Origin of the sequence: Methylobacterium sp. Leaf85, from assembly GCF_001422125.1 — a bacterium.
In the GTDB taxonomy this organism is placed as follows: domain Bacteria; phylum Pseudomonadota; class Alphaproteobacteria; order Rhizobiales; family Beijerinckiaceae; genus Methylobacterium; species Methylobacterium bullatum.
On record NZ_LMME01000033.1, the window covers coordinates 263,256 to 282,351 of the forward strand.

The 19,096-nt window shown below is 63.2% G+C and carries 17 protein-coding genes and 2 pseudogenes; 10 read left to right on the top strand and 9 right to left on the bottom strand.

The annotated features are described in order from the left end of the window. Window positions 1-314: 314 nt before the first annotated feature. Entirely contained in the window at window positions 315-1,157 is an 843-nt protein-coding gene (locus tag ASF08_RS20955) for an alpha/beta fold hydrolase (RefSeq protein ID WP_082473311.1), read from the bottom strand. A 13-nt stretch (window positions 1,158-1,170) separates the two neighbouring features. Beyond that, window positions 1,171-2,166 (bottom strand): helix-turn-helix domain-containing protein, encoded by a 996-nt coding sequence (locus ASF08_RS20960; RefSeq protein ID WP_056149162.1) that lies wholly within the window; start codon window positions 2,164-2,166, stop codon window positions 1,171-1,173. Window positions 2,167-2,462: 296 nt separating this feature from the next. Here ASF08_RS20960 and ASF08_RS20965 point away from each other — a divergent pair, with 296 nt between their 5' ends. The 5 genes and pseudogenes from ASF08_RS20965 to ASF08_RS26275 all read left to right on the top strand — a co-directional run bounded on the left by ASF08_RS20965 (window position 2,463) and on the right by ASF08_RS26275 (window position 6,168). After that, the gene (locus ASF08_RS20965; RefSeq protein ID WP_056149164.1) at window positions 2,463-3,761 is read left to right on the top strand and encodes a flagellin N-terminal helical domain-containing protein; all 1,299 of its coding nucleotides are present in this window, start codon (window positions 2,463-2,465) and stop codon (window positions 3,759-3,761) included. Between the two features lie 109 nt (window positions 3,762-3,870). Beyond that, a complete protein-coding gene (locus ASF08_RS20970; protein ID WP_056149166.1) occupies window positions 3,871-4,782 on the top strand; it encodes a hypothetical protein in 912 nt (303 codons plus the stop codon). Window positions 4,783-4,812: 30 nt separating this feature from the next. Continuing rightward, window positions 4,813-5,313 carry a hypothetical protein gene (locus ASF08_RS24375; protein ID WP_082473312.1) on the top strand — a complete coding sequence of 167 codons (501 nt, stop codon included), beginning with the start codon at window positions 4,813-4,815 and terminating at the stop codon, window positions 5,311-5,313. Between the two features lie 233 nt (window positions 5,314-5,546). Further along, window positions 5,547-5,753 (top strand): annotated as a pseudogene (locus tag ASF08_RS24380) (IS3 family transposase); the annotation flags it as partial. A gap of 112 nt (window positions 5,754-5,865) precedes the next feature. Continuing rightward, window positions 5,866-6,168, top strand: a complete 303-nt coding sequence (locus ASF08_RS26275) for a helix-turn-helix domain-containing protein (RefSeq protein ID WP_443136831.1) — start codon at window positions 5,866-5,868, stop codon at window positions 6,166-6,168. Between the two features lie 254 nt (window positions 6,169-6,422). Here ASF08_RS26275 and ASF08_RS20980 read toward each other — a convergent pair whose 3' ends face one another. The 3 genes from ASF08_RS20980 to ASF08_RS20990 form a co-directional block, all read right to left on the bottom strand. Next, window positions 6,423-6,878: an HAD family hydrolase gene (locus tag ASF08_RS20980; protein ID WP_056149170.1), complete on the bottom strand. Its 456-nt coding sequence runs from the start codon at window positions 6,876-6,878 to the stop codon at window positions 6,423-6,425. Between the two features lie 63 nt (window positions 6,879-6,941). After that, the gene (locus tag ASF08_RS20985; protein ID WP_056149172.1) at window positions 6,942-7,250 is read right to left on the bottom strand and encodes a protealysin inhibitor emfourin; all 309 of its coding nucleotides are present in this window, start codon (window positions 7,248-7,250) and stop codon (window positions 6,942-6,944) included. Then, window positions 7,247-8,197, bottom strand: coding sequence for a M4 family metallopeptidase (locus ASF08_RS20990; RefSeq protein WP_200931885.1), 951 nt, complete (start codon window positions 8,195-8,197; stop codon window positions 7,247-7,249). The genes ASF08_RS20985 and ASF08_RS20990 overlap by 4 nt, the downstream gene beginning before the upstream one ends. 971 nt (window positions 8,198-9,168) lie before the next feature. Here ASF08_RS20990 and ASF08_RS20995 point away from each other — a divergent pair. The 5 genes and pseudogenes from ASF08_RS20995 (at window position 9,169) to ASF08_RS21015 (ending at window position 12,430) form a co-directional block, all read left to right on the top strand. Next, a pseudogene (locus tag ASF08_RS20995) lies at window positions 9,169-10,473 on the top strand (flagellin N-terminal helical domain-containing protein). A gap of 121 nt (window positions 10,474-10,594) precedes the next feature. Next, window positions 10,595-10,939 carry a hypothetical protein gene (locus ASF08_RS21000; protein WP_056149174.1) on the top strand — a complete coding sequence of 115 codons (345 nt, stop codon included), beginning with the start codon at window positions 10,595-10,597 and terminating at the stop codon, window positions 10,937-10,939. 11 nt (window positions 10,940-10,950) lie between these two features. Further along, the gene (locus tag ASF08_RS21005; protein ID WP_156629677.1) at window positions 10,951-11,424 is read left to right on the top strand and encodes a hypothetical protein; all 474 of its coding nucleotides are present in this window, start codon (window positions 10,951-10,953) and stop codon (window positions 11,422-11,424) included. Between the two features lie 123 nt (window positions 11,425-11,547). Beyond that, window positions 11,548-11,895 (top strand): hypothetical protein, encoded by a 348-nt coding sequence (locus ASF08_RS21010; protein ID WP_156629678.1) that lies wholly within the window; start codon window positions 11,548-11,550, stop codon window positions 11,893-11,895. 76 nt (window positions 11,896-11,971) lie between these two features. After that, on the top strand, window positions 11,972-12,430 hold the full coding sequence (locus tag ASF08_RS21015; protein WP_082473313.1) for an Ivy family c-type lysozyme inhibitor: 459 nt from the start codon (window positions 11,972-11,974) through the stop codon (window positions 12,428-12,430). Window positions 12,431-12,744: 314 nt separating this feature from the next. Here the strand turns inward: ASF08_RS21015 and ASF08_RS21020 are convergent, their stop codons facing one another. The 4 genes from ASF08_RS21020 to ASF08_RS21035 all read right to left on the bottom strand — a co-directional run bounded on the left by ASF08_RS21020 (window position 12,745) and on the right by ASF08_RS21035 (window position 18,891). Further along, complete coding sequence (locus ASF08_RS21020; protein WP_156629679.1) at window positions 12,745-13,290, bottom strand: hypothetical protein; 546 nt, start codon at window positions 13,288-13,290, stop codon at window positions 12,745-12,747. A 326-nt stretch (window positions 13,291-13,616) separates the two neighbouring features. Beyond that, window positions 13,617-13,877: a hypothetical protein gene (locus ASF08_RS21025; RefSeq protein WP_056149183.1), complete on the bottom strand. Its 261-nt coding sequence runs from the start codon at window positions 13,875-13,877 to the stop codon at window positions 13,617-13,619. A gap of 175 nt (window positions 13,878-14,052) precedes the next feature. Further along, complete coding sequence (locus ASF08_RS21030; protein ID WP_056149184.1) at window positions 14,053-16,374, bottom strand: hypothetical protein; 2,322 nt, start codon at window positions 16,372-16,374, stop codon at window positions 14,053-14,055. A gap of 6 nt (window positions 16,375-16,380) precedes the next feature. Next, on the bottom strand, window positions 16,381-18,891 hold the full coding sequence (locus ASF08_RS21035) for a hypothetical protein (RefSeq protein WP_056149187.1): 2,511 nt from the start codon (window positions 18,889-18,891) through the stop codon (window positions 16,381-16,383). Window positions 18,892-19,096 lie beyond the last annotated feature (205 nt).

Sequence of the window (19,096 nt, forward strand, 5' to 3'; positions counted from 1 at the left end):
GCTACGCTGTCGATAGCCTGCCGTTCACGGTCTTGACTAAGATACTGCCGCACCATGCTGGCGAGTGCACCCACGGCTCGCTTTTGCCGATCATCCATTTGCATCTCGTTTGCTCAAAACCGTTCAGTCATCTTCAGAGGACGGATTACCACCCGTCTCGGCCGTAGGTCACTGCGTCACCGAGCAGCCCGCAAGCGGACGTTCCGGCCTTCTGCAAAGGGTCGGAGGCGGAGCGTCCGCCTCCGGTTAGAGAGGCAGCTCCGCTCCCAACCCTCGACGGCCCTTCCCAACGTGAAGCTGATTGGGTTTTGACCCTACAGATCGTCAGCCCAGCCCCCGATCCGGGTAGCAACGGCTTCCCATCCCTTCTCCAGCATCATGTCATGGGCCATGTCGGGGAAGAATTCCGCCGTGGTCCGATGAGCCCTCGCGACGGCCTCGACCTGTCGCCGGGTGAATATGGCGTCGTCCTCCGCACTGAGAACGAGAATGGGAGTGGTGACGCGGGACGGTTTGCAGAGGTCGAGACACATCACGTCCAGGTAGGCCAGGAAGGCCTCGTCCTGCAGGCGGACGAAATGGCGCTCGACTTCATGGTCGGGCATCCTGGCCGAGAAGAAGAGGCGGCGTGCCTTGCCGGGGGTCGAGATTACCGGCTTTAGGCTGCCGCTCAGGTTCGCCTTGAGCACGCCGATGGGGTCATTCAGTAAAAAGCGGATGGCGGTCGATGCGAAGCCATAGTGGGGCATTGGCGCAAGCAGGACCGCGCCTGCCGCCGTCCCGGTCTCAAGGTACTTCTGAACGATGAACGCACCCATCGAATGCCCGACCAGGATCGGAGGCCGTGGAAGGCTTCCGGCTACTTGGGTGACGTCATTCACGTAGTCGCGCACCCGTGTCCTGCGCAGCCGGTCATGCCCGTCGCTACCCCCATACCTTCGAAGGCTAAGGGCATGTACCTCCCGCCCCTGGGCGGCGAGGTGATCCAGGAAGCCCTCGACCCAACACCAGGCTGCGTGCCAGGCGCCATGAACCAGGAGCAACGGTGGGCGAGCACTATCAGTGCCGCGGGACAGAACCTCGATTCTCGGACCTTGGGTCTTGGAAGGCGACAGCGAGAGAGCATCAGCCATGGGAATTCGTCGTTGCACGGGCATGCCCGGTGATGCGTCAAAGTTCTTTGATCCACGCCATCAGCGTGGCGCCATGCTCGAACCGGGCCTGGGTGCGGTAGGTCGCATCGACCATGCTCGGATTGATCCCGTACTTCCTCGTGAAGGCGCGACTGAACATCTTCTCGGTCTCGAACCCGCACTCGTAGCCTATGGTCGAGATCCGGCGCTTCGGGCCTCCCTCAAGGCCGGCGAGAATGCGCATTGCCCGCGACAGACGGCGGTCGCGGATGTAGGTCGCGATGCCCCCGTCCTGCTCGAAAAGCCCATACAGGGCGGTTCGGGATATGCCGAAGCGGGCGGTGAGCTTTTCGGTCCCCAGGTCGAAGGAATAGAGGTCTGCCTCGATGAACTGGCGGATCGAAATGCCGAGGATCGTCTCCCTTTCGTAGGGACTATCCCTCGTCGGATCGGTGAACACTGCGTTGGCGAGCGCGATGGTGGCGATGGACAGGCTGTCCTGTTGATCGGCCGTCGCAGTCTCGATGCAATGGGAAAGACTGCGAAGGTGATCCGACATCAGGCGGGTGATCGGGTTTGCGTCGAACCTGAAGGACGTTCCGTGCCGCGGAGATAGATCGCCGAGCCTGCGCTCGAACGACCGCCGGGGTATCAGGAGATTGATGCTCGAAACCTCTGTGGCATCCGACACCATCGTCTGGGAGAGGTCGAACACCGTAAACCGTCCGGCCTCGACATCGATCTCGCTCCCATTGCGCCGCAGGGATGCCTTGCCGGAGAGGTAGATACGCAAAAGGAGATGGTCGATGCCCTGCTGCGAGATCTGTTGAGCAGACCGCTCGATCCTTTGCTGCGGCGCCGTGAGGAACCCAAAAAGGCAGCGTTGCAGATTGTAGTTTTTCATCTGGACGTTGGGAGAGACCTCGACATCGTCATCGATGTAAGCGTGAAAAACCGGCGAGATTGCATCGCGCCAAGCCTGCTTACGTTTCGCTGCATCTTGAATATTACCCGGCTGTTGGTCGATATTCATCTTAGATCGCCGACTTTATATCATATTTCTTGGCTTAATAGCCTCGGAGATCCACTCCGATCCCTTCTGCATGGTGCAACCTTATAATCAAGTCAACATCTCTGGTTGAGTTAAAGGCATAAATCCTGTGCGAATTTCGTCAAAATGATCTACTGGACGAAAAATACCCAATTCAGGATGAAAAGTACCAAGTAACAATTGAACAAGTCTAACTATTTATTTCTGCATAAACCATATCGAACCACCCTTAGCCTGTCGCAAATCCCAGCGGCTCATAGCATCGGGTGGGTACATTCATGTCTACCGGCATCACTTTGTCTGCGGCCACACGTCAGAACCTGCTCTCGCTCCAGGACACTGCCGCTCTCGCCGCCACGAACCAGAACCGCCTCTCGACCGGTAAGAAGGTCAACTCGGCCCTCGACAACCCGGTGAACTACTTCACCGCGCAAGGCCTGTCGGATCGCTCGACGGCGCTGTCGAGCCTCCTCGACGGCATCTCCAATGGCATCCAGACCATCCAGGCGGCCAATACCGGCGCGTCGAAGATCGCCGACCTCGTGAAGTCGCTCCAATCCACCATCTCTCAGGCACAGTCGGATGCCGCCGCCAACCGTCCGACCGTGACCGGTACAGCCCTCGCCACCGCTGCCGAGGCCAAGGCGGCCGGGACCAGCCTGCGCACCACGGCGATGGCGATGGCTCTGGGTGGAACCGCTGGCCGGCCCACCGACGCGAGCGCAGGCTCCCTCGGCATCGCGGGCGACAAACTCGCCATCACGCTCACGGACGGAGAGAACACCTTCACCAAGACCCTCGACCCGACGGCGACGGTCGGCGACCTCGTCGATGCCATCAACGGATCCGGCCTTGCGACGGCCTCCGTCGACGATGCCGGCAAGCTGACCGTGACGGGCAACTCGGACAGCCTGAAGGTCGGCCTGGGTGGCGGGACCGACGCAGCCGCCGCGCTCACTGCGGCAGAAGCAGGCACGTCGAACACCGCCATCGGACTGACGGCGGCGGCCTACACGACCGGCCTGTCGAGCGACAAAACCTCCGCGGCCCGCACGGCCCTGGCCTCGCAGTTCAACGACCTGCGCACCCAGATCGACCAGATCGCTAAGGATTCCGGTTTCAACGGCACGAACCTTCTCGGTGGCGACACCCTGAACGTCCTCTTCAACGAGAAGACCGGATCGGATCAGTCCAAGCTCAGCGTCGCCGGACGGAAACTGTCCGCCGACAGCCTTGGCGTCAGCAAGGCGGTGAACGGGACCGCTAGCGATGGCGAGTTCAACATCCAGACCGACAAGGGCCTGGCGGCGATGCAGGACACCCTCAAGACGGCCCTGACCAGCCTCAAGAGCCTGCAGTCCGGCTTCGGCTCCAACCTGTCGAACGTCCAGATCCGCCAGGATTTCACCAAGCAAGTCGGGAACATCCTCGACACCGGCTCGGCCAACCTGACCAGCGCGGACATGAACGAGGAGGCGGCGAACTCCCAGGCGCTATCGACCCGCAACTCGCTCGCGGTCTCGGCGCTCTCCCTCGCCAACGCAGCGCAGCAGAGCATCCTCCAGCTTCTCCGCTGAAGGCATCCCGGTCCCGCCTGACGGCCCGTCCCCCTCGGTAAACCCAGCCCACAGGCACCGGCGATGGCCTGTGGGCCGAACCCACCTCTTCGATGCGCGAGAACTCCCCATGAGAACCATACTGATCGCATGCCTGCTCGGCATGGGACTGACCGGTGCGGCTGCTGGCCCGGCACGCCTGGAAAAGGGTGCCGTACCGGCTGGCCCATCACATGCTGCCGTCGAGCGCTGGTTCACGGCGGGCCGGGAACTGACCTGCTTCGACCGGAATCTCGACGAAGGCCCTTGCGACATGAGCCGGGCCATCACCTTCTCGACCTTCTACGATGCTGGGGAGAACAACGCCCTGGTGTTCGTCCTGTACTCCGCCAGCGTGAGCAACGCCGTCTCTCATGCGGTCGGACAGTTCCGTCGCTCCGATGACGGATGGGTCCTCGTGCGCAATATTCGCGGCGTGTGGGGCGAAGGTCCCGATAGCCTATCCTTCGAGGGCGGACGAGCCATCTTCACGATGGCGGCGCTCATGCCCGGGGATGCCCGCTGCTGCCTCTCCGGGACGCAGCGGTACGAGGTCGACTTGGCGACGGGAGCGGTCAAGGAAGGGCCAAAGCTTCCTGGCTCAACCAAGGCACAGCCGGCATCCGCAAAAGGATTCGCCCCCCGCCCCAAGGGCTACGAGGGCGCATCGTACACCCACAATGGCAGCGAGGTCCTGGTCGACGAGCGGGCCGGCGTGATCCGCTACGACGTCCCGAAGGCGTCGATCCGCAAGGCCGTGGGTAAGGGCACGGTCCTCTTCAGGGGCGCCTTCGCTACCGATGGCCGGGTCTCCGGGACGGCCTACGTGTTCAAGGCCGGCTGCGAACCGGCCCCGTACCGGGTCATGGGTTGGTCGAAGGGCTCCACCATCGAACTGCGAGGTCTGGCTCCCCATCGCGATCCGAACTCCTGCGCCATCGTCGCTTCCTCGAAGCGGAGCGCCCACTCGACGCTGCGCTTCGAAGAGTTCTCCGATTTCTGACATTCAACCCGCAAGCAAGGAACCGGGGCAATGGCACATTGGAATATTCGCGCTCGCCTGATCGATCTCGGCGTGATGGAGATGGGGAGCGACTTCGTGACCTATAACGGCGTCAAGGTCGTCATGCCCGATGGGAAACGGGAATTCCTCGGCAAATTGACCATGCACAACGAGGTGAACTCCGTGTTCACCGAGACCCAAGGCGAGTTCGTTCAGCTTTACCTATCAGGGCGACACAACAAATACCCCGCCGTTCTCTACGGGATGAAAACACAGAATGAAAGTGTTTATTCAAAAGCGTCACCGACGATGCCTCTGAAACTCCAGATAATTCAATGGATGATTTTATCTCTTTTTGCATGTTTTTTATTGGTAGGGTTTATTCTGATTCCACTTTTGATTTTCTCTTATCGGTACGTGGCATCTTGGGATCCACCACGCCGGAAAGTGTTTGATGCCCATATCCCTGACGAAGCAGGAAGCTCTCCTGGATCACTTGCGAAAGGCCTTGCAGGAGGCCAAGCCGCCTGATTGAAGGGCGGCCTGCAGGTTTATCCGTCTGCCAACCTTCGTGCCGGCGGGTTGCCGAATCAAAGCGCCGTTTGTCGTATATCCGAGAAGACCTTTTATCTCGGCTGGCTCGGTAGTAAATCCAAGCCGGTCGTAATAAATGAAAACGATGCGCATTCACGCCATCGCTTTTGTCCTATCCATTGTCCCTGCATACGCGGCCGAGCCAGTCACCGGCCGGGCGTCGGTGATTCCGGACGGGCTGTTGCTACGACAACGCACCGATGGAAAGCTTCTTCCACACCCTCAAGGTCGAACTCGTCCACCAACAACGATGGGCGACCCGGGACGAGGCTCGACGCGACTTGTTCGCTTACATTGAGGGCTACTACAATCGACAGCGCATCCATTCGGCTCTCGGCTACATCACCCCCGAGCAGGCCGAGCGGAACGCGAGCTAACCCCCCTGTCCGTGAAATCGGGGGAGGATCACGACCTCCCGAGGTCGCGACCGGCATCGCGCTGCGCCGATTTATCGAGGACAACCTCAAACGGGTCGACGTGCCTATGCTGATGGCGCGCTTCGGCCTGTCACGGGCGCCGCTCTACCGGCGGTTCGCCGCCGAGGGTGGGATTCATGCCTACATCTGCGACCGCAGGCTCGTTGCGGCGATGCGGCGGCTCACTCACCCTGGCGAGGCCCCTCGGCCGATGGTGGCGCGACTCGCCCACGAAGCTGGCTTTGCCAACGCGCGGGTATTCAGCCGAGCGTTTCATCGGGAGTACGGGCTGTGGCCGGCCGAGGTGAAGTCATCCCACACCCCTGGTGGAGGAAGCACATCTGATCCGCCGTTGACGTGGCTGCGAGATCTGTGAAGGGAAGCCAAGAGACTGTCTCAGCGCTTGTCTCCGAGGCTGAGCACAGGGGATATCGTCCCGCCAGGCAGCTTCGGGTACGTTGCCGCGAGACTAAGTCGAATGATCTGGGGCCTTGCGTCGAGGCCGCAACTGCGCTGTCGGGTATACAGAACCGCCCCGACGGGACGATCCCGGTTCTGGCGTCGTCCGCTGGCGTAAGCCAACCACCAAGGGCGACGTTGGGCTGGCCTCCTGAGCGTACGCAGAGCCCCCTATCCAGCAGATACAGGCTTCACCAAGCAAGCCATACCAGCCTTCCGGGCTCCCTCGACCTCCATGAGATCCTCCCCGACATACAGGCACTGGCCAATAGGCACGTCGACCCGTTCGGCAGCATAGGCGTAGACACGCGGGTCAGGCTTGCTCGCACCAGCATCTCGATTCGTGATAACCCCATTTGCATCCAGCGCGATCAGGATCCCTGCGCGATCCAGCAACGCCCGGAACTCCCGTACGGCCATATCGTCCGGTATGTTGCTAAGGACGCCGACACACAATCCAAGGGTGGACCGCATCGTCTCCAGAAGCGCCAGCGACGACGCGAACGGCTCCAACCGCAACCCGAACGGCGTGGCCACCGCCCTGCCTAGGGTCTCGCCTACATCGAAGAACACCCAGCGTAGCGGTCCGCCATCGAGCATTGCAGCGTAATCCTTGTACCCTGCCATTGTCTTTATCCAACAAGACTTCCTTGAAAATTCGAAAATAGATCCCACAAATCGGATCCCCCACTACCGACGGCTCAAGTATCCCTTGATCCATTCACGCAGGGCTGCGGCGGCAGGCTCGTTTTCCTCCTCAACATCGGCCACAGATAGCGTTCGCCAGCCGCTCTCGTCTTCGACAGTGATGGTGTAGCTTCCGGCAGCCTTCCGATCGATGCCCTCCTCACGCAACGGACAAGCAAAGGCAGCCTGTATGAGTCGTTCGAGCTTCTCACGGTCTGCCCGGGGCAATGCCCCGACATCCAGGACAGCCGGGGGAGCACGCATGTTGAACTGCGCCGCCCAGCCGCCTTTGTCGGCGTAGGTGACCTTCACGCGAGTTCTTTCCGGTGTGTGCCTCCGCGACCGCCACGGCGGCCGCCGTCGCTGGCGGAGGCATCCGAATGGATCTCGGGTGAGGCGGACCCGTTCTGGCCTGCCTTTCGGATCGCGCCTACGTCCCGGGACAGTGCATCAACCTGATTGGACAAGGCAGCGATCTGGCGCACGAGAGTCGTGAGCGCGTCGCCGTCTGGCTCAGACCCTCGCTCTTCCGCTTCGGCCAAAGCACGGGCACGAGCATCGGACGGCGACATGATGCTGATGCCAACCTCGGCCCAGGCATCGGCAACCGCTTGCTGCTCCTCGCTACGGAAACCGTACAGTTGCCCGGCCTTCGCGGCTGTCGTATCGGCAAACTCTTGGAAGTCCGTAGTGGGACCCGACGCCTTGAGCGACTCGTACCAGATCAGGCCCGGCGCCTCCCAGGCATTGCCCCCGATGTTGGCGGCGGTCCGGTAGAAGGCCTTGTTCGGGATGCCGGAGTTTATGTGCACGCCGCCGAAGTCACCTTCCTCGGAATCAGGAAGGCGTGCGTACCTGCTCATATGGTCAGGTTGTGGATCCCTACCTAGATCGGGGCTGTCGTAAGCCGATCCAGGCGCCTTCATCGAGCGCAGGGCGTCGCCCCTCAGCGCCGGCGTGAAGATCTCCGTTCCAATGAGCCAATCCGCCGTCTCCACGGATTGGCCCAGCTTCCATTGCTTTACCAGGGATCCGAATACGTCCGACATTGATTCGTTCAAGGCGCCGGACTGGTTGTGGTACTCCAGTCCGGCCGTATGTTCGGTGACGCCGTGCGTGAGTTCGTGAGCGATCACATCCAAGGATTCGGTGAAATCAGTAAAGAGGACGCCGTCACCATCTCCAAAAACCATTTCCTGCCCGTCCCAGAACGCATTGTTATAGTATCGTCCCCGATGCACGTAGCCATCGAGCCGCATTCCTTTTCCATCAATGGAATTCCGCTTGTAAGACCTTTTGGTAGAAGTCGCGGGTGGAACCTAGGCCGTCGAATGCTCGATTTACGGATGCATCCTTGGAGGGAGGCCCCTGCTCGGTCCGGGCGAGCTTCGCCGAAATGAGGCGGGTGCTGCCTTGGCAGTCGAAGATGCTTCGACGACCACTCGTGGGAGCGATCGCGACCCCTATACCTGCAGCGGCACGAATTGCGCGCTGGCCGCGAAGGCGCTCTGTTCCCAGCAAAGTGTTCAAGGCAGCCTTGCGGACCTCTTCATTTCCGCTACCGAGCAATCTTCTCAGTATATGCGGAGGCATGATGCAATTCAGGCATCGACAAGTGGCGTCCATGGCGTGCTTCCTCACCTGTTTGGTCGTACCGGATCGTTGAAACGGTTGGCGAACCATGATGTGGGCAGGCCAAATTTCCCAACCGATTCAGCGGCCGGAGGGACCGTGGATCATGAAAACTCCACTGCACTTGATATCGGACCATAGATGGCCAGCCGAATCAATGTATTTATGGCACCGTACAATAAATTGTGGATCGCAGCCATATCCCGGATGGGTTTGCAGTAGATTATCGCTGCTCGAATGGGCGCGGCCCAGTTTTCATTTGGCTCGACGATCACACCCGGGCGGTATCCGAACGCTCCTAACAGCATCCGCGAGCGCACTGGGGCGGCCTGCGCGGCTGCTCTACCTGCTGGCCTACTCGCCCGATGTTCAGTCCCGCTCAGTGGCGGGTTGGTTGGATCGCAGGCAGACGACCCCGAGCATCAAAAATCGCCGATTGGATCACGTCTGAGGCGGTCGAGACGCAGCGTACCCAAGTCGAGACGCAGCGTACCCCAGTTGCACGCGATAGCCCGAAACATCCACCCGGCCGGCAAGGCCGCCAGCCCGAGACTTCAACGGTCATCGCGATCCCCGCGACCGCCGAAAGTCCCTCCCGATGTCCTCTTCCGTCACGCTTTCCGCCGCGACGCGCCAGAACCTGCTCTCTCTGCAGGACACGGCGGCCCTCGCGTCCACCAACCAGAACCGCCTCTCCACCGGCAAGAGGGCCAACACCGCCCTCGACAATCCGACGAACTACTTCACCTCCACCGGCCTCAACGACCGCTCCACGGCCCTCTCAAGCCTCCTCGACGGGATCTCGAACGGGATCCAGACGATCCAGGCCGCCTCCAAGGGCGTCGATACCGTCACCACCCTGGTCAAGCAGATGTAGTCCGTGGTCGCCCAGGCCCAGACCAACGCGGCGACCAACCTGCCCAAGATCACCTCGAACGCCGCCCTCGCCAACGCCACGGAGACCGCCGCCACCGGCAAGTCGGCGCGCGACGTCGCTTTCGGCAAGACCCTCGTCGGTACCGCCACCCCCGCCACCCCCGCCAGCGCCACGGCGGCCGGCAACGTCGGCGTGGTGGCCGCGAACGTCGATACCCTGCAGCTGAAGGCCGGCAACAAGACCTACGCCTACACGATCGGGGCGACGGATACGGTCAACGACATCGTCAACCAGATCAACAAGTCCGGCATCGCCACCGCATCCGTCGATTCGATGGGCCAGATGCAGGTCATCGGCACCGCCTCCGACGCCCTGTCGATCAACCTCGGTAAGGTCACCGCTGATGCGTTCGCCCCCGACGCGACGGAGACCGCCAAGCTCCTCGGCTCGGGCTCGACCAACGGCATCACCGGCGGCGGCACCTCGGCGGCGCGCTCGGCCCTCATCGACCAGTTCAACAACCTGCGCACCTAGATCGACGAGGCGGCCAAGGACGCCGGCTTCAACGGCACCAACCTGCTGAACGGCGACAAGATGTCGATCGCCTTCAACGAGAAGACCGGCAAGGCCCAGTCCAAGCTCGACGTGCAGGGCTCGACCGTCACCTCGGCGAACCTCGGCCTCGGCTTGATGGCCGACTCGTCCGTCGCGGCGACGGGCTCGAACTTCAGCATCCAGAACAACGCCGACCTGACCAAGGCCGCCGACGCCCTGACCAACGCCCTCTCGACCCTGCGCTCGACGAGCTCAACCCTCGGCTCGAACCTCTCCGTGGTCCAGACCCGTCAGGACTTCACCAAGCAGATCATCAACGTCCTCGACACCGGCTCGGGCAACCTCACCAACGCCGACATGAACGAGGAGGCCGCGAACTCGCAGGCGCTCTCCACCCGTCAGTCGCTCAGCATCTCGGCGCTGTCGCTCGCCAACACCGCCCAGCAGGGCATCCTCCAGCTCCTGCGCTGAGGGCGCCCGAAAGCCGGGACCCGCACCGTCCTTCCCAACCACGTGAGCCCGATCGAGCGGGCGGGTCCGGCGACCCGCCCGCCGGGCGAGACCAACCAACCCCTTCAATATGGATTCTACGATGATCAGGATTTCCACCGGCCTTCTCGTCGCGTCGCTGTGCGGCGTCCTGGGGGCATGCGCCGACGACCCCTTGGAATCCGCGATGCAACAGGCCATGACCCGCTCGATGACACAGGCATACCAGGGTCAGTTCGCGGCGGCGTCCTTCCTCATGGGAGGGTCGCGCGGTCAGGCGATCGCGATGCCCACCATCACGGACTTCCACAAGATCGGTTGCGAGCCGGCCCAGCCGGCGGCGGGCCATCTCTGCGAGTTCACCGTCAGCCTCAACGGCAGGGAGAGCAAGAACAAGGGCCACTTCTTCAAGGCACCCGACGGCACCTTGCCGATGGCCGAACGGTGATGGGCGGCCCGATGCGACGATCGTCCCGCCTCGCCGCTGTTCTCGTGATCGGGGTCTGCCTTACGGTCCCGGCGACGGCCGGCCCCGCACAAGCCGACCTGCCCGACGCCTACCGACATTGGTTCGTGTCCGACCGGTCGGTGACCTGCGTCACGCCTGACGGACGGGACCGGCGCTGCGCGACCTCGGCGGTCGAGCACGTCGAGGTCAAGCGGAACCCTGCCGATACGGCCGCCCTGGTGTTCATCACCTACCTGCCCGATCCGACCGCGATCGGAAACGCGACGCAGCTTGCTGCCGCGGCCTTCCGCAGGGGTGCCGACGGGTGGCGTCTCGTCCGGACAATCCGAAGCGCCGGTGGCGTACCGACCGGCAAGGTCGCCTTCACCGGCGAGACCGGCACCTATCTGGTGGCGGTGCCGAAGCCCGGGGATCCGCGCTGCTGCCCGAGCGGGCGCCGGCAGGTCTCGATCGACCTTCGCTGACACCTTCCGCCCTCCATACCCCGCGGCGACATGCCCACCGGATCGCGAAGTCCGCGATCCGGGACAACTGCGCCTGCCGGCAGGACATCGCCGAACCCTCATCCCACCGACATGGAAATCCCGATGACCAAAACCATTCCGACCTCGCTCGCCGGGGCGCTCTGCCTCGTCTTGGGAGCCTGCGGCGACGAGCCCTCTTCGTCGGCGCTGGAACAGGCCTTCCGTTGCGTATTCGCCCGGATGTCGCCGCCGCAGATCGCGGCCACCAACCTCCAGCTCGGCGGCAAACCCGACGGCAAGGTCGACGATCCGACGGATATCGCCAACTTCCGCATGTTCGGCTGCACACCGGCTGCGCCGAAGGACGGCTACGCCCGCGAATTCACCGTGACGCTCAACGGCATCGGTCGGCCGAAGATGAAGGCACACTTTTCGAAAAGGGCCGACGGCAAGCTCGCGATGGAGGATTGAGACCGGGACGCCCCCACGATCCCGTCATCACCCCCGCCCGGGGCCGTTTTCAACCTCCCTACGCCGTGGGATTCCGATGCTTCGTATCACCCTCGCTTCGCTCGCCGCACTGCTCGCCACGGGCGCAATGCACCCGGCAAGGGCCGAGCGGCCCATGAGCTTTCCGGAACTGACGGGCCGTGACGGACGATATGCGGCGATATGGACCGCCATGCTTTTTGATTTCTTGCCGGACAGCCGGGAGGGTCGGTTCCTCCATGCCCTGAACGGTCCGGCGACGCCGATGCAATCCATGAACCTGCTTGGCAGGCGTCTGCGGGTGGGGTTCGTCTGCGAGGTAACCGATTGCAAGGCCAACAGCGTCATCGTGGTCGTCGAGCCAGCGACCGGGCAGGTCTACGCCGTGCACCGTCGCCGCGTCGACGTTCCCCTACGCTATCGCTTCCTCGGACGCCGCGACAAGCGGATGCAGGCCGCCCTCGTGCGGCAGGCCGAACTGACGGACTTGCCGCCGGACGAGATGTGTCGGCGCTGACGGTGACGTCACGCCGCGTCGACAGATCCATATCGCAGCACCGGCGAAGCGCGCCATCCCAGCACAAGACCCGGGGAACTGCACCTGCGCCACGCGATCCCGTCGAGCCTCGCGCCGCTGGAGACGGAGAAGAGATCGGGGTTCGACGACATGGTGGAGGCCTTGGCCAAGCTGACGGTGGCGATGGGCGACGTGAGCCACGGCGTACGGGGGCTGCGTCTGAGTCCGCCGAGCCCTGATGGCCTTCGATCCGATAGCGGATCGCCCCTCGGCGCGCTCAAACAGATCTGTGCCGCCGATCGGATCGAGCCCGCCTACGAGCGCGAGCGCGCCAGGGCGCCGTGCGACCCCACCGATATCCGGGACTTGTCCCCGACATGAGGAACCGTGACCGGCCGGGTGATGCATTCCGCGGCCGGGTCCCGATGTCCCCTCTCCGGGACTTTTTCGATGACTGCTTCGGCCAACCCTGTCTGCTTCACCCGCTGTATCAGCTTTCGCGTTTTCGCCTCGTGCACGGCCGCGAGGGTCATGAACAGGCTGCGCTCGGCAGGATGCCGGGCCTGTTCCGAGCATGCCTTGAGGGTGGCGGTATACCTGAGGTGCTCCAACAGCCGTTCGAGCATCTTGCACCCGATCACGCCGTCGACGCGCAAGCTCTCCACGGCCACTCCGAACCCTACTTTAGGACGTATCTCCACGCCGTGATGCCACTGCATGCGTCTTTGGTCGCCCGGGCGGGAAAGCTGACGACCCGAGACGGGCGGAGGGCATTGCAGGCTCACCCGTCGGTTCAGGATGCTATCCGAACCGCACTGCTGATCGAGATAGCGCACCGGTAGGCCCGGGATGGTCGGCAACCAACCGTCCTTGGAAGCCCTACGCTGCCATTGGCCCTACGAGGCGACGCGCGAAGTCGAGAAGGCGTTGTCGGTCTTCCTCATCACCGATTGCGGTCCATAGGCGATGCATCTCCAAGTCCTGGTCGATGTCCCGGATGCCTGAGCCTCCGATCTCGAAGGCCAAAGCCGGACAACCCAATATACTGGCCAAACGCTCCAGCAAAAAATACGAATTGCATTGCTCAAGGGCGTCGTGTCGGGAAACCTAATGCTTATCCATACTACCTTTAAGAGTAGTTCGAAGCTGTTTTAAATTCGGCGCGACCATCCGTAAAGTGTCATGATTATCGACGATTTCTCAGGTAACGCGTCGCCGTGTCGACGCCGACCTCTTTGCCGGTCACGACGGTGATCCTCGACTTCACGGCTGACCTGTGGCGAGCGGGACGGTTCATGTCCATAAGCGCTCCCTTTCTCTCGTCGCGGTCACGCGCCACGAAGTAGGCGCTGTCACCGAACCGCGCGATCATAGATGCAGCGTCAGCCTCGATAAGCGCAATTTTCAGGACGCAGGCTTCGCGCCTCCTTCGGAACCAGGACAGCATGACCTGACCTTTCGAGACACCTTGGAGGCGGGAAGGGTGCCATTCTCTCTCCCGGTGCATGATCCAGTCGAAACGGTCTCAACCCAGGGCGGTACTTCTTGTGAACTGGAACGGGGACGATTGTCCACGGGAACTGGCACACCCGCCCAGGCGTCGGCCACGCGGTCGCTGGCTTTCAGGAATCGGCCCTTAGCGATTGGTCGAACGCATGGTCGAGCGCAAGGCGCCTTGAGCGATCCAGCGCGGCGAGCGCCCGTTCGCGACCCACGTCCCTCTGCAGCATCGCCTCGAACATCAGCGCGAACTCGATTTCCAGGTCGGTGCCGAACACCCCGGGATCGTCTGTGTTAATTGTGACGATAGGCTGGTCGTGGAGGATCTGACCATGTGAGAAGCAGGGATGATCCGAGAGGCGCTTCACGGCGCCCGTCGCAAGGTTGCTCGATGGATTCGCCTCGACCACTACGCCGGCCGCCCTGAGCCGGGATGCCAGGCGCGCCTGTGCGCCCGGGATCAAGGATGAGGCCAGCGCAAGAGTCTGCAGTTCCCGTCCCTCCGCGAAGCGTCCACGCCGGATCCCGATCTCCGCGACCATGGCGGTATCGGCGGCGATGCCGGCCTCGTCCGTCGCCTGGCCCGTTACCGGCATCCCCTCGCCGCCGTCGATCGGGCGCGGGACGCGGAAGCGTAGGTCGAGTGCCCTTTCCAACGCACCCTGCGAGGGACGATCGGGATAGATGCGCCGGGCAAGCTCGTCGATGAGCTTGTCGCCCTCGACCTGGCAGTGCCCCATCCACTCGCCGTGGATCGATGCGTCCATTCGCAGCCACACCATATCGTCGAGGACGGTGCCGAGCGGGAGAGGGGCGACACCGCGCTCGCGTTCGAACCGCGCTATGTCCCACCCCAAGGCAAGCCCGTGGCCGATGCGGTCACCCGGCCTGAGCACGTTCCTGAGAAGCCCATCGATCGCGCGCAGGCCGTCGAGGGGGTGATAAAAATCCTCCCCGGCGTGATACGTCAGGCCGAGGGTCGGAAGAGAGGTGGGCGGACGGCTCAGTCGTCTCGCTTCCAGGCGGTTCCAACACGCGAGGAGTTCGGTGTCGAACGGCTTGGCTAAGTCGGGCCGTCCCCGTAGCAGCTGCAGGTAGGGCGCAAAGACCTCCGGGGGGCACGCGCGCTCCAGATTGGCTACGTCAATGCCGACGATCTGTCCGGCAAGGTGCGGCGCGCGATGGCGGAAGAGGTGCAGGACCGCCGAAAGTCGATCGAGCCGCTGTCGAAGGCGCCCGAACTCCACGTCGAGGCGACCCCGGGAGCGGTCCGTCGTCCGAATGAAATGGACGACGAAACGCACCTCTAGTCCGCGCGCGCGCCATTCTGCCCTCCGTGCGGCAGCGACGCCTTCCCAGGCCCTGAAGAAGTTGATCCAACCGCCGAGGTTTTCCTGGGGCGCGATTCGCAGTTCCACCACCTTGAGCGACCGCGGCTCCGTGGCCAGGGAGAGCATGCGTTCGAAGCGATCCCTACGGAGCGGTCCTCCGACGCGTCCCGTCCTCTTCTCGCCGAGGGTACGTCCTCGGTCGAGGTAATCGCGGAAGCGGGTGAGTCCCGGCCCGCGCCCAGCTCTCTGTTGATGGCGGCGGAGGAAGAGACCCTTTGCAAACAGATAGCTGTCGAGCGATCGCAGGTGGCCATCGCCGCCGCGGCCCGCCCTGGCGGCTTGCCATGCCTCCAGGAGGAGGATGCGTTCATCCTTCAACCCTTCGATGGGGCGGCCTAAAATGGGGCGTGCCGGCAGGCCGGAAACCGTGCTGGATGCGAGAATTCGTCTCAGCTCGGCCACGTTGCTCAACGCCTCGCGATCTTCGCGACGGCGTCGGAGTTCACGCTCGTCGCCTTGCAAGGTCCGTAATGTAGCGTCGGAGAAATGTTGCAGCTCTCGCACCTCTACGCGACCCGTGGCAAGCCTCATCCATAGCAAGGGCAGCGGGTCGCTAGCCTCGAAATGTATATGGATGTCGGCGAGTCCCCTAGCCAGCACGCGATCGAGACCGTGGTCCCCGATACGGACGTAATAGCCCCACGACGGCAGCGACGAGACGGCCTCGGTGGCATCGGCGTCCGGGGGCAGCGTAAGGGCGAGAAGGAACGTGACGAGGCTGTCGGGATCGACTCTCGACGTCAGGCTCCGCCAGGGCGTGAGGAAGCCGCAGTCCAGTCTCGGTGCGCCGTTCTCGAAGCGCAAGGTGGCCCGGAACGGATCGAGCGCGGCACCGTACCAATCCAGGAGTCCGGGGTGTCTTATTGCGAAGGCGGACACCGCGTGTCGATGATCCTCCGCATGGCGCCCCAGGTCGCTGGCCGAAAGGTGTTCGGCGAAACGGAAGGCAGTCCGTTCCCCGGCAAGCCCGTCCGGCCAGCGGACCAGTTCCTCCTTGCGCCGCGATCTCCAGTTCAGGAGCGCCGGAGCGAGCGCGCTGGGTCCAAACGCCAAGTCCCCTCAAAGCCTCGTGCCGGGCGTCGCGAGCAGGTTCCGCTCCGCCCAGGTCTCGGACGTCCCCAAAAGATATGCAAGGCGCTTCGCCGGGGTGAGGGCCCATAAGGCATCGTCGCCGCTCTCCCCGGTCAGCGTACCGGCCGGATCGCCGCTCGACAGGTCGTTCCGCAGGCTCGCCGCGCCTTGCTCGACCTCCGTGGCAAGCTCCGACACCACTTCGTCGGGTAGGTCCGGGAAGATCCAGCCATCGGCGCGCTTGGTGGGCCGATCGTTGGTGAAGCGGGCCGCCGCCGTTTCCAGGAGTGTCGCGATGTCTTCCCACGAACGTCGCGGAGACGGTCCCCGAAGGTAATCCGCGCCGAAGTTGAAGACCACGTCGATGAGGGGCAGGAGGCTCCAGGCATGCAACAATCGATGCCGGTCGCCCTTGCCTTCCGCCCGTTCGACCGTCGCCCGCACCAGTGCGGGAAATCGCGGTTGGCTCCCGACGGGATTGGGAGACGCCATCGACGAGATCAACGCGCGCGGTGCGCGACGCGTCTTGAGCCGCGTCATATCATCCCCGAGCGCGACGATCTCGTTGGCGCAGGCCCAAGTCACGAGGGCCTCCTGCCTCAGTCTCTCATGGCGGCCCAGGGAACTGGACAGCCGTTGGAGGAAGCCGGACCCGCCCTCCGGGTCGCCGTTCGCCCCCTCGACGATCGCCTCAAGGGCCTTCCGGATCGAGGCGTTGGCTTGGCTTCCGCCCCGCGATCGGAATGTACGTACGCTTGAGGCCACGAGAATGGCCGTTAGCGCCTCGCCTGCCGTCTGCTCGAAGACGGCCTCGGCCCCCGCAAGAGTTGCCGTGATCTTGACACCGCGCAACTGGTTCCTGACACCGAAAAGCGGCTGCCTAAGAGCGAGCTTGGCATCGCCCCCTTCCGCGATGCGGTCCAACAGCCTGAGGGCCGCCTCGCGGACGGACGTCGCAGCGGTCCCATCCAATCCTGCCCCGGCCAGCCAGCCGACAAAAGGGGAAGGGTCCGGCAGAAGATCCTCTAACACCGGCTCGATATGCCGGAACTGATGCAGGTACAGGCAATTCCTGGGGGCGAGGTTCCCGCGAAGGAAGCTGGAGACGCCGAATACCCTTCCCTCGTCGGTCAGTTCGCGCACCTCCCCAGCGAGGTCGCTGGTGGGCAGCCAGCTCGCCACGATCCCGATGGGACCGGATGCCAGTCCCGCTGCCGCCATCCTCGCGTCGAGGCACAAATCGATAAAGCTCGTCTCCAACCCGGACAGGTTCTGCTCCGGGGTCGCGCTTTCGAATTCGTTGCCCTCGACCATGCGACCGAGGATATCTAGGCTACCGTCGGTGCTTTCGAACAGGTCGCTCAGCCCGTGACGATTGAAGATCGCCTGCAGCGGTGAATAGGCATCGACCTCCACCTGGCGTCGAAATGAGACGATGCCACGCAAGTCGCCGGCTACCATCCTGCGATAGGGACCATGCAGCAACCACCATGCGAGCCGATCCACTTGATCGGACGCCTCCCCGAACCTATTTCGGCAGAACGCCCCGAAACGGTCCTCGTCAGCCTTGCCACCCCCTCCCCTATCGGAGCGCTGGTCTATGAAGAAATGGTCGAGATGCCGGAGATCCTCCATCGCGAGGCGGTGGCGGTTGGGCCGAGGCAACACCTTGCCGAGCAGTTGCGCGGTGTTCTCATGCTCCTGGACGACGGTTTCTTCCTTGAGGATGTCGAGGTCGCTGTCCTGGATCATCGTCGATGGCAGCCGTACAATCTCGTGATGCACCACGCTTCGCGCGAGAAGGGTCCTGCGAAGGGTTTCCAGGTCTACCGCGACGATCGACACGACCCGGGGGTGGCTCAGATACATTCGGATCGTCCGGACCAGATCCTCCGCTATCGCCGGATTCAGATCTGAATCGTCGAACAGGAGGACTAGAACCTGGTGGCCCAGCACATCCAGGTAGCGATCCAGGAAACGGCGCCACGTGATGACCTTCGTGTAGGCCTTGCGGCTGAGGTCCGCACGCTTTTCCACGAAGTCGGAGTAGTCGAGGGCATCGTTCGGCAACGCCTCGGCCCCGATCTTGCGCGAGTACGTCCAGGCGACGCCGACCTTAGATCGCAGGTCGTCGCGAAGGGTTGCCAGGTACTGCTTTCGCTCGGGATCGTTCCGGGCTCGGAGCAATCGTTCATCAAGTTCGTGCTCCATGAGGGCGAAGATCGCCTCCATGGTGGTTTCCTGCAGCTCCATATCCTCGGTGAATACGATCGGCAGGACGAGCGCGACGCTCTCGCCTCGCGCCCCGGAGGTCCGTTCCAGAGCCAGGGCGTTGAGGTCGACGATCACTGATGCGGACGGCTCTCCCAACCCACCGCCGCTGGAGCGAACGCCCGTTCCGTCGGCGCGGTCGTCAATGACGTCGAGCCGGCCGCCCATGCCAACGGGGTGGCCGTCCAAGCGAAGGGCGCATAGGTAGGGGTAGAGCGTCAGCAGCACACTAGTCTTGCCGCTACCGCGCTTTCCATCGATCACATAGGCGTGGTGGGGCCTATGGAAGTCGGTTGGATCGGAGCCGATCGGTGCGTCCAGCCTTATTGGGCCGTCCCGACCAACGCATGGTGTTGGCCGGGATCGCGTCGCGAAACCCGCGGCGGCGATCGCATGCACCTCGCGGATGATTCCTTCCGCAGCGCGGCGTTGG

Coding starts and splice junctions, on each gene's coding strand:
- ASF08_RS20955 (WP_082473311.1), bottom strand. CDS start 1,157: ATGCCCGTGCAACGACGAATTCCCATGGCTGATGCTCTCTCGCTGTCG.
- ASF08_RS20960 (WP_056149162.1), bottom strand. CDS start 2,166: ATGAATATCGACCAACAGCCGGGTAATATTCAAGATGCAGCGAAACGT.
- ASF08_RS20965 (WP_056149164.1), top strand. CDS start 2,463: ATGTCTACCGGCATCACTTTGTCTGCGGCCACACGTCAGAACCTGCTC.
- ASF08_RS20970 (WP_056149166.1), top strand. CDS start 3,871: ATGAGAACCATACTGATCGCATGCCTGCTCGGCATGGGACTGACCGGT.
- ASF08_RS24375 (WP_082473312.1), top strand. CDS start 4,813: ATGGCACATTGGAATATTCGCGCTCGCCTGATCGATCTCGGCGTGATG.
- ASF08_RS26275 (WP_443136831.1), top strand. CDS start 5,866: ATGGCGCGCTTCGGCCTGTCACGGGCGCCGCTCTACCGGCGGTTCGCC.
- ASF08_RS20980 (WP_056149170.1), bottom strand. CDS start 6,878: ATGGCAGGGTACAAGGATTACGCTGCAATGCTCGATGGCGGACCGCTA.
- ASF08_RS20990 (WP_200931885.1), bottom strand. CDS start 8,197: ATGCGGCTCGATGGCTACGTGCATCGGGGACGATACTATAACAATGCG.
- ASF08_RS21000 (WP_056149174.1), top strand. CDS start 10,595: ATGATCAGGATTTCCACCGGCCTTCTCGTCGCGTCGCTGTGCGGCGTC.
- ASF08_RS21005 (WP_156629677.1), top strand. CDS start 10,951: ATGCGACGATCGTCCCGCCTCGCCGCTGTTCTCGTGATCGGGGTCTGC.
- ASF08_RS21010 (WP_156629678.1), top strand. CDS start 11,548: ATGACCAAAACCATTCCGACCTCGCTCGCCGGGGCGCTCTGCCTCGTC.
- ASF08_RS21015 (WP_082473313.1), top strand. CDS start 11,972: ATGCTTCGTATCACCCTCGCTTCGCTCGCCGCACTGCTCGCCACGGGC.
- ASF08_RS21025 (WP_056149183.1), bottom strand. CDS start 13,877: ATGCTGTCCTGGTTCCGAAGGAGGCGCGAAGCCTGCGTCCTGAAAATT.